The sequence below is a fragment of the bacterium genome (genome assembly GCA_022616075.1).
Lineage (GTDB): Bacteria > Acidobacteriota > HRBIN11 > JAKEFK01 > JAKEFK01 > JAKEFK01.
Map to the genome: position 1 here is coordinate 1 of JAKEFK010000298.1, position 9,953 is coordinate 9,953.

The window sequence follows — 9,953 nt, forward strand, 5'->3', positions numbered from 1 at the left end:
GTAACGTAGTGCTGCACCAAATTATAGGCTGCATTCATCGTTATATAGCTGAGGATCAAAATTCGTATGCCTTTGCGGAATTCTCCAAGGCGAGACAGCAAACAGAGCAGCATAACCGTTTGTAAAATGGCGAGCGTACCGTTTGTAAACTGAATGGCATCTATATATGAATAGAATACCGACCAGGCCAGCAGCCCGGAGAGCATCATCACTCCTAACATCAGAAAGAACCGCGGAGGAATGGACTCCTTCGACAGTGGGCGTTTCTGATTCCAGTATATGAATCCGAGATGAAGTGAATACAAAGCGAGAATCAGGATTAGCCCGCGAAAAAAATAAAGAAGGGGAATCATCCATGCGGAAACAGAAAAAATTGATTGTCGAAGAGCCTCCTGCGGATTATAGAGGAGTATCTTCTCGTTTCCGAAAGCCTTGTACAGCAGGAAAAGCAAAATCGCAAAAACCGCGTACAACAGCCACAGACGATGCATTTCAGCAACTGGAAGGAACTTCTTTCGATAATTGATGATTCCGTAAATCAATACCCCGCCGAAAACAGCGGGAGCTACGTCGATACTCACAAGCGGTACGATGAGAAGCGAAACCATCCCTGCGAAATACTTTTTCCTCAAAAAAAGTAAGGAAAAAATTAAAAAAGCTGAATAAGAAATAAATCTTTTGGGCATGTAGAAAAGGAACCCATTCAGGTCTCGCATAGTTGTCGTCAGAAATTGGCTCTGGTAAGACTGATGAGATGCCAGAACAGGAAGAAACAAAACACCGGAAGTAAAAACACAAACCAGGGGGAGCAGCCGATGATACCAATGGAATTTTGTCTTGAGTTGCTCCACAAAGGCCCAGCTTCCTGTCAAAGCTAGGAAGCCTAGCAGCGGATAAATTATCAATGTCAGCAAGTAAAACGGAGTCAATCCGGGAAAAAGAGAGAAAAGAAAACCACCCAACCACAAAGTGACGTAATGATACGGTGTTAACCCATGATAGTCCTGAGACAGTATCGTGTGAACATGGTAGGAGTTCTCCTGACCCGTTTCGACTAACGTTTGCATGTCCACGCTATAGAGTCCCCAGTCGACGAGATGTGGCACCGAAAGAAGGCTGCTCCAATCCTGCCTCCGAATGATTCCAAACGCAAAGATGGTATATAGGACCAATGCATAGAGGAGCAATTCCGGTAAGCGACGACCAATCACCATGAATTCCTCCGCAGGATGATCGTTTTCCATCTCATTTTTTCGCCGCAATGCCAGTAGGAACGCGGGAACAACCAATCCGTAGAGCAGGTGGACGGTTTTCAGGCGTGCAAAATACAAAGAAACAATGATTGCGACAAAGACCGTGCCGACAAACAGGTTGATGAACAACTGAGTAAAAGTCGTTGTTCGTAAATTTTGGTAAGCGGCAATGAACCGAAGGAATCTACCAATAAAGTAGAATGTTAAAATACTAAGTAGATACAATGAACAATATTGAAAATAGGTTTGAATCCAGACCATTTCCTCAGTCCGAATCGACTGAATCAGCCACCTTGTCTTTGCGCAAAATGAGCGGCTCAATCCGGAACCGCATCATGGCAATGAGTCCAATCATCTGCATTCCGAGTTTAAATGCCTTCAGGAGATCTCCAGTTACAGAACTTTTTCCAATCCGCTCTTTGTAATTCACCGGAATCTGTACGGAATGAAGTTTGAAACGGTATCCGAGGAGTATCATTTCCGGTCCGAAAAAATTGGTTCCTACACGAAAATGAGGTTCCAGAATTCGCAAGGCATCCCGGTGGATCAGCCGGTAGGTGCAGCCCACGTCACTCAAGGAGTTCGTATTAAAGAGAACTTCTATTAGTTTTGCCGTGAACCAATTCCCCCATTTCAGAAACCTGCCCATATTCGCGCCTTCCCAGATGAAGTTACTGACGGTACGAGAACCATAAACAATGGGGACATCACTGGAATATGCGAGAAATTTGTGAATATCGGATGCAAGAAACGTGTCATCCGGTTCGCAAACAACGATTAGATCACCCGTAGCTTCCTGAAAGCCTCTCCTGATTGCGTGGCGTAGCCCTGTTTCGATTCATACACTTCACGTGCGCTGGTTTTTGCAACTTCTTCGGAAGTCCCTTCTGCAGCGTTGTTGTTTACTACGATGATTTCATCCACAACGGCCAACCTTTCGAAATCTTCAATTACTTTGCGGATTGAATCTTTTTCGTTATATGTGGGCAAGATCAAGGAAATCTTGAACTTTTCGAACATCAATCCATTTTATCAGCTACCACGAGCATTTGTTTTGCTCCAACTCGATAAGGGAGCGCCAAATAGAGTTTTGTCAGCAAGTATGATTTTGGAAGTCGCGAATGGAAACTGAAGGGCAGAAAACGTTTGATGACTTTTCGAATTGTGTATTTCTTCGTTTTCAAGAAATCTGTAAGACTATGATGGCTGAAGGCTTTCACGTGGGTGAAATCATCCCAGTATTCACGGTAGCAATAATAATAGTTGGGTTGAATCAATATGATTCGCCCTCGCTTCTTTAAGATTCTATCTATCTCTCGGAAGAGCGCTTCCAGTTCGGAATCGTTCAAATGCTCTAGAAAATTGCTTGCAAAAATTGTGTCCATTGAATGAGGCTCCAGCGGGAGCGCGGTTGCCGTGGATTGAACAAAAATAACATCCTTTTCGCAGTATTTCTGGCACTCTGCTTTGATATCGACTGCGTATTTCCTGCCTGCATGAATCTGATTGATAAAGTCGCAGAAACCGGGTCCCAGTTCAAGAATTGCTGAGTCTTCCGGGATTTCAGGCTGCAAGTATTCACAAATCGCTTTCCACACTCTTTTTCTATCGTAATGGAAGGACATTCGTGTTGTGAAGTAATCGGCTGTCATTGCTTCCACCATAGGACCCCTGCCAGCGTTGAGCTTATCATAGGTGCTTGTGCGATTTTATAGCAACGATTCCTGAATCTGTAAATCTGAACTGAGGAAACCGCAGAAACGTGGACTTTTCGTCGTGGCGATTCTGCCGTCTGCTATTGGCATCTCTGCTACAATGGTAGTAGGAAAATGATCGAGCAGCTGGGCCCCTACCAGATCCTAGAAAAAATTAGCAAAGGCGGAATGGGAACCGTCTACAAAGCATATCACCCGGCGCTCGACCGGCATGTCGCAATCAAAGTTCTTGCCGCGCGATTCTCCAGTGATGAAAATTTTGTGCAACGGTTCAAGAAAGAAGCGCGGATCGTTGCACGATTGGAACATCCTCACATTCTGCCCGTTTACGATTTTGCTTTTGAAGGAGACACGGCCTACCTTGTCATGAAACTGGTGGAGGGAAGCTCCCTTTACGCTCACATCGGTCCACGCGGAATGGCGCCCACACGCGCCATGATGATTGTTGAAGCTGTTGCCCAAGCCCTGTCCCATGCGCACAGGAGAAACATCATTCACCGCGACATCAAACCGGACAACATCCTCATCGATGAAACCGAATGGGTTTACCTCAGCGACTTCGGGATGGCCAAAATGGTAACCACCACCGGCCCCACCGGCGAAGGAACCATCATGGGCACTCCTGAATACATGTCACCGGAACAGGCGCAGGGCAAAACTGTGGATTTTCGTTCCGACATTTATTCTCTCACCGTTCTCATCTTTCACATTCTCACTGGCACTTTGCCGTTTAAAGGAAGTCATCCACTCGCAACAATCAAACAGGTCATCTACGATCCTTTTCCGGAAATTACAAGTCAAAATCCTCAGCTGCCCAAATTACTCGATCCGCTTCTTCAAAAAGGCGCATCGAAAAATCCTGAAGATAGATTCGGAGACGTGGAAGAGCTCGTAAAAATGCTTGGTGCTGTTCTCACGTCTGCGGCGTTACCAAAAACGCAGGAACTCTTTCTCCGGAAATCCAGAATTGCGGTCCTTCCCTTCGCTGTCGATGAACCGGAGAAAAAATGGCTATCGGACGCCGTTCTTGAGCTTCTCGCAGAGGACCTATCCCAGAATTACGAGTTGTACGTTCTTCCCGGGGATCAGGTGATCCGGATGTGCAGGAACATTGCGGACCATTCTTGGGGACCGGAGTCACTGCAGCGTTTCTTCGAACTTTCCAGAGCCGATTATGTCGTCACAGGAAAAATTTCGGAAAACAAAATTCGATATGAGATGAAGATCTCAACGACCTTTGAAGTCCTGGCGGAAGGAGAAGTGGAAGGAACGATTCCTTTTCATCAGGTTTCCCAGATTGCGCAAAAGATTCGCGCCAAGCTGGACGTCAAGGAGCCGAAACTGATCTCGTTGGAACAGCTTTTTCACGGAAATCCTTCCCTGCTCCAGCAATATGCGGTCGGAATTCGCGCTTACCGGGATGGAAAGTATCTGGAAAGCGAAAAAGCTTTATCACTCGCCACCAGACAGGAACCTTCTTTTGCTCCTGCTCATATCTATCTGGCCCGGGCCCTTAAGGAACGCGGCTTTCCTCAGCAAGCCCAGGAAGCGGCGCAACAGGCAATGCAATTGTCTTCCAATCTCCCCATTTCCGCCGCCTCCTTTTTGAAAGCTCAGTATTTTGAGATTACAAACAATTGGGCAAAAGCGGCTGAAATTCATCATGAGTTTCACAATCAATTTCCGGAAGTTATTGAATACCTGGTGCTCTGGGGAGAAGCGCTCGTGCGCGCCGACCGTTTGGATGAAGCCGCGAATGTTTTCTACGAGATCTGTGAAAAAGAGGGACGCCTTGGTTTGGGCTGGCAGAAGCTGGCACGAATTGAATTCATGCAGGAAAAGTACGAGCAGGCGTGGTATCACTACAAGCGCGCTCAGAAGTTATACGCTGCTCATCAGCATTCGGGCGGACTGGCCGCGACCTATATGGGACTGGCTGAAATCTCAGAGAAACGGAATGAATGGAATACCGCGATTGATTACTATCAACGCGCGGTCGAAGCATTCAATCATTTGAAATGGTATCGCGGAGTCGCTGAAGCAAAGTTCCGGCTTACGCTTGCCTATAAAAAGCAAGGAATGTACTCGGCGGTGCTTCCTCTTTCGAAGGAATGTCTGGATCTTTTCCAGGAGTCGGGAGTGCTCTATCAGGAGGTACTTTGTCTTCGGGAAATGCTCACAGAACCATTGCAGCCGCTCGATGCGTTGGAGTTTTCTGATCGCGCGATAGACAGCGCCACGCAGATTCAAAATAATTCGCTGATTATCTCCATCGTTCCGCTGAAACTGCGGTGGCTTATTGAATCGGAACAGCCGGACACTGCGCTGAGAATCTACAGCGAATACTATCCGAGGCTACTGGAAGGTTCCCGCGATTTGCATTTTCCATTGGCGCAATTGCAAATTGGACGCGCATTAATGCACCAGGAACGGTTTGTGGAAGCACACCAGCAAGTCGAGCAGGCGATCCGTGTGTTGAAACGGACCGAGAACCCGCAGCTTATCGCAAGCGCTCTTCTCATACAGTGCGAATTATTTTTGCGGGAAAATCAATTGATTCAAGCTCACGAAACTGTGGATGAAGCAAGTACAATCGTGGAAAGATTGGCGGACAAGGAAATGATTCTGGAAGTGGATCTCATGCGTGCGCGCGTTTTACAAGCCGAAGGGCAACGCGTTAAACTACTGCAGATTTATTTGCGCGCCCTCAAAACCGCGGAGGATCTCGGCCGCGGCACACTCGTCCATGAGCTCAGAGGCTCCATCGAACAACTCCGCGTAGTCAATACGCAATAATTTTAACGCAGAGATGCAGAGGCGTAGAGGTCGCAGAGGAAAATATGTTTAAAATCCTCCGCGTCTCCGCGTCTCCGCGTCTCTGCGTTAAGAGTTTTATTCCACTACGAAATGGGCGCGGCGGTTGGAGCCCCACGCTGTTTCATCGTGACCTTTTTCAAATGGACGATTTTCCCCATAGCTAAGCGTGTGCATCTTGTCAGGATCCAGCCCCAAAGAGATGAGATATTCTTTTGCGGCTCTCGCCCGGCGGTCACCCAGCGCTAAATTGTATTCCTCCGTGCCGCGCTCATCGCAATGGCCTTCAATCCTGATGCGCGGTAAACCCTGATTCTGTACCGCGCGGGCATTCGTTTGCAAAACAGGCACTTGAGTTTCGCCGATGTCGAAACTGTCATATTCAAAAAACACAGGATTGAGATCCCCTTCCCCCAGTAAATATTCGGCGCCGGATCCATTTTCCAGAGCCCTCTCATCCTTATCCTGGATGGGTTCAAAGGGTTGATCGTCCGTTTTCTCAATCGGATCCACCATCGCATTCGCTCCGGATCTATCTCTAGTGCTGCATCCAGCTGCAAGAAATAGAATCAACGCCAAGATCATGAAAAGTTTCAAAGTATTACCCTCCTTCTACTGTATTAGACAGAGGCGAAGGAATTCTGGCTTTAAGAAAACGCGATGGATTGCTTTTCGGGAGCGAAGTAACTCAATTCGAGTGCGCGACGCAATTGCAGACGCGCGCGATGCAGCATCACCCACAGATTGGATTCAGAAATTGCCAGGGCCCTGCAAATTTCATCACTACTCATTTCATCCATTTCTCGCAAAATAAATACTTGAGCCAATCTGGGAGGCAACATCGCAAGACAACGTTCCAGGGCTTCCCAGAATTCTTTTTTCTCTATCGATCGGATCGGGTCAGTGCCCCAATCTTTTGGACCTGCCTGTTCGGTCCAGTGTCCGATCCATTCCCCTGTCGTGCGAAACATTTCTTCCTGTTCCGTTGGAATGATGCCGGAAGTTTCGAGAGGGACCTCTCTTCGTTGTTTTCGGAAATGATCCATGATTTTGTGTTTGAGAATTCCGATGAGCCAGGTCCTTTCTGAGGATTGACCTTCGAATCGAGCCTTTGATTGAAGCGCCGCAAGGAAAGTTTCTTGAACGACTTCCTCGGCAAGCGCCCGGTCGCGCAGGCGGAACAAGGCATAGCGGAACATGGTTTCTCCATGTTGATCCACCCAAGCCGTAGGATCGGACAACGCTGTTTTTTCAGGCATTACTCAAGCATCCTTGCGGACAATCCGGAAGCGTAAAGAACATTCCGGACTTCCATTCCACAATTCAAAATGAAAATGCGATCGTTCATCAGCTGGGCCAAAGCCTCAACTGCTTTAAAACAAATGAACCATACCTGAGCGAAATCAAGAATGACGTGGCGTCCGTTGTGGCTCTGAATCAAACTCATTTCATTTCTCCATTCGGCAACATGTTCCTCTGTGATCTTTCCTTCGATTCGAAAGATTTGGGTCGCGTCATTCTCAAATGTTTTGCTGATTCGAAACATCTTTTTCTTCCCGGTTTACTCCACTGCGAAAACGATGCCAATCATAAGCACACGTCATCCGGAGCGATGTAAGTTTCCTCCTGACAATGACTTGTATGTTTAGTTACAGTTGATGGTGTGTTTATTTCCGGAAGCGGAGAGTCAATATGTTGACACCGAGTCAAGATGTTGACAGCTTGATAAAGGGGAGGAACATCGCTAGAGAGGTCTTTCAATTCCGAGTTTTTTCATTCTTGCAAGCAATGTGGTCCGGTTCAGGCCGAGTAGTTTTGCTGCGCCGGTTGGACCACCAACAATCCAGTTCGTTTTTTCCAGGGCCTCCAAAATATGCGCCCGCTCAAAATCCTGCAGTTTTGGAATTGTCTCAGACAGTGATTGAGAAAGTGAGATTCCAAGTTGTTCGATTTGCAGTTCTCCGCCATCGCATAAAATAACCGCTCGTTCCAGCACATTCGCCAGTTCCCGGACATTACCCGGCCAGGTATAGGAACGAAGCATTTCTTCGGCAGCCGCAGAAATGCGATCTATTTTTTTCGCCATCCGTCTCGAAAATTTCGACACAAAATGACTTACCAGAAACGGAATGTCTTCCGTTCTTTCCCGCAAAGGCGGCAGTGCAACAGGGAAAATGTTTAAGCGGTAAAAAAGGTCATTGCGGAACGCGCCTGTTCGCGCTTGTTCTTGAAGATTCCTGTTGGTGGCGGCAATCACTCGAACATCGACACTCAGGGTCTGCGTTCCTCCCACGCGTTCGAATTCCTGTTCTTGAAGCACTCGAAGTAATTTGATCTGTGTTTCGATCGGCAGTTCTCCCACTTCATCCAGAAAAATCGATCCGCCGTCGGCCAGTTCAAATTTCCCTTTCTTTCTAGTAATTGCTCCCGTAAATGCTCCTTTTTCATGTCCAAACAATTCGCTTTCAATCAGACCGGAGGGAAGAGCAGCACAATTCACAATGATCAACGCTCTTTCTTTGCGGGTACTGCAATCGTGGATTGCCCGCGCCACCAATTCCTTACCGGTTCCTGTTTCTCCGGTGATCAAAACCGTTGAATCCGTGGGCGCAACGCGGTCGATGCTTTGAAAAACCTTTTTCACTGCCTGCGAGACGCCGATGATCTCCTGGGAGTTGTGCTGGATCTTGATCTCTTCCTGAAGGTATGTGTTTTCAATCTGCAATTTATTCTTTAACGACTGCAATTCAAAAAGCGCTTTTTTACGATCGGTGATGTCTTCCACCATTGCAAAAGTAAATAGAAAATTTCCATCGTCATCCCGCACGGATGCGCACCGCGTATTCGCCCAGATCACTTCCCCGTTTTTCTTTGTGTAACGCTTTTCCACCTGAAATTCATTCCGGACTCCGCTTACCAGCTCACCAAAGAGCCGCAAACTTTCCGCAAGATCTTCTCCGAGAGTGATATTTTTGAAAGTGACCCGGCAGAGCTCTTCTTCGCTGTACCCCAGCATTTCCTGAAAGGTCCGGTTCACGCGAACAAACCTTCCATTGGGTTGATTGATGGCGATTCCTATCGGAGCCGTTTCAAAGAGAGTGCGAAATTGTTCCTCGGTCATTCTGGATTTGGTGACGTCCCGGGACACGGCAAGCAACAGTTCCGGTTTGCCGTTCGCATCCAGAATCGGATTGACCACCACATCCCACCACATTGGCTTCCCTTCCCAGCTTGGACAGTAGCCAACGAAACGCCCTACTGAACCTTGCAGCGCCGTTTGAATGGCGGAAGAAGCGTTCTCCTTGTCGCGTCCATGCCAGAACTCCACCCAGGGACAATTCATCAGTGGACCAAAATCCGGTATCTCCAAAATTTTTTGGCCGCCACTATTCATCGAAAGCAATCGACCTTCCAGATCCAGAACTTTGATGCAATCCATGCTGGCTTCTACCATTCGAGTATTCATTTGTTCACTGATGCGCAAAGCTTCTTCTTTTGCCCGACTTTCATCAATGGTTTGCGAAAGCACATTTTGAATGTGCCGCAGCTCGAGCTGTCGAACCGCCTGGCGGCTCAACGATAAGAGCGCTTGCTTTTGATCGTCATTCAATTGCCTTGGCACACGATCGATTACGCACAGAGTTCCCAAACTGAATTTGTCTTTGGTGACCAGGGGAGCGCCACAATAAAACCGTATGTGCGGATCTTCTTTTACGAGCGGATTCTCAGCAAAGCGCGGGTCGGAAACCGCATCCTCAATAAGGAAGAGGCCATCCTGTGTGATGGCGTGCGCACAAAATGCAATATCGCGGGGAGTTTCCGTTTCCTGGATACCGACTCGCGACTTGAACCACTGCCTGTTCGCGTCAACAAAGGTGATCAGTGCGATCGGAGTCTGGCAAACGTGAGACGCTAAAGCCGCGATGTCATCAAAGTCCTGCTCCTGATGCGTGTCCAGAATCTGAAACCGCAATAAAGCATTTAACCGTTCCTGTTCATTGACAGGTACAGGTGGTAAAGTACCAGGCATCCAAAATCCTTCATCCAGAGCCGTGGCCGGCTTCTCTGATAGCATTATATCAGGACCTTTTGAAAGCGATGTGGTGCGGGCGTCTTGCCCACCAAGCTTATGTTTTAGAATACGAGATGAACCGTTTTGAACCGTTATGAA

General features: G+C 47.6%; 7 protein-coding genes and 1 pseudogene. 1 reads left to right on the forward strand and 7 read right to left on the reverse strand.

Translation table 11 applies throughout. The features are described from left to right. The 3 genes and pseudogenes from L0156_24025 to L0156_24035 all read right to left on the reverse strand — a co-directional run. Positions 1–1,514 (reverse strand): hypothetical protein (locus tag L0156_24025; GenBank protein MCI0606068.1); only part of this gene is annotated, 1,514 nt, incomplete at its 3' end. Positions 1,515–1,518: 4 nt separating this feature from the next. Continuing rightward, positions 1,519–2,273, reverse strand: a pseudogene (locus tag L0156_24030) (glycosyltransferase family 2 protein). After that, a complete protein-coding gene (locus L0156_24035) occupies positions 2,273–2,917 on the reverse strand; it encodes a class I SAM-dependent methyltransferase (GenBank protein ID MCI0606069.1) in 645 nt (214 codons plus the stop codon). Before L0156_24035 ends, L0156_24030 begins: the two are co-directional and overlap by 1 nt. Positions 2,918–3,082: 165 nt before the next feature. Between L0156_24035 and L0156_24040 the strand changes: the two genes are divergently transcribed. Next, entirely contained in the window at positions 3,083–5,764 is a 2,682-nt protein-coding gene (locus tag L0156_24040; GenBank protein MCI0606070.1) for a serine/threonine-protein kinase, read from the forward strand. A 96-nt stretch (positions 5,765–5,860) separates the two neighbouring features. Here the strand turns inward: L0156_24040 and L0156_24045 are convergent, their stop codons facing one another. From L0156_24045 to L0156_24060, 4 genes are all read right to left on the reverse strand, one after another. Continuing rightward, entirely contained in the window at positions 5,861–6,379 is a 519-nt protein-coding gene (locus tag L0156_24045; protein MCI0606071.1) for an OmpA family protein, read from the reverse strand. A gap of 50 nt (positions 6,380–6,429) precedes the next feature. Then, complete coding sequence (locus L0156_24050) at positions 6,430–7,041, reverse strand: sigma-70 family RNA polymerase sigma factor (protein ID MCI0606072.1); 612 nt, start codon at positions 7,039–7,041, stop codon at positions 6,430–6,432. Then, entirely contained in the window at positions 7,041–7,328 is a 288-nt protein-coding gene (locus L0156_24055) for a hypothetical protein (protein MCI0606073.1), read from the reverse strand. Before L0156_24055 ends, L0156_24050 begins: the two co-directional genes overlap by 1 nt. Before the next feature lie 198 nt (positions 7,329–7,526). Then, positions 7,527–9,953: sigma 54-interacting transcriptional regulator (locus L0156_24060; protein ID MCI0606074.1), on the reverse strand; the 2,427-nt coding region annotated here is incomplete at its 5' end.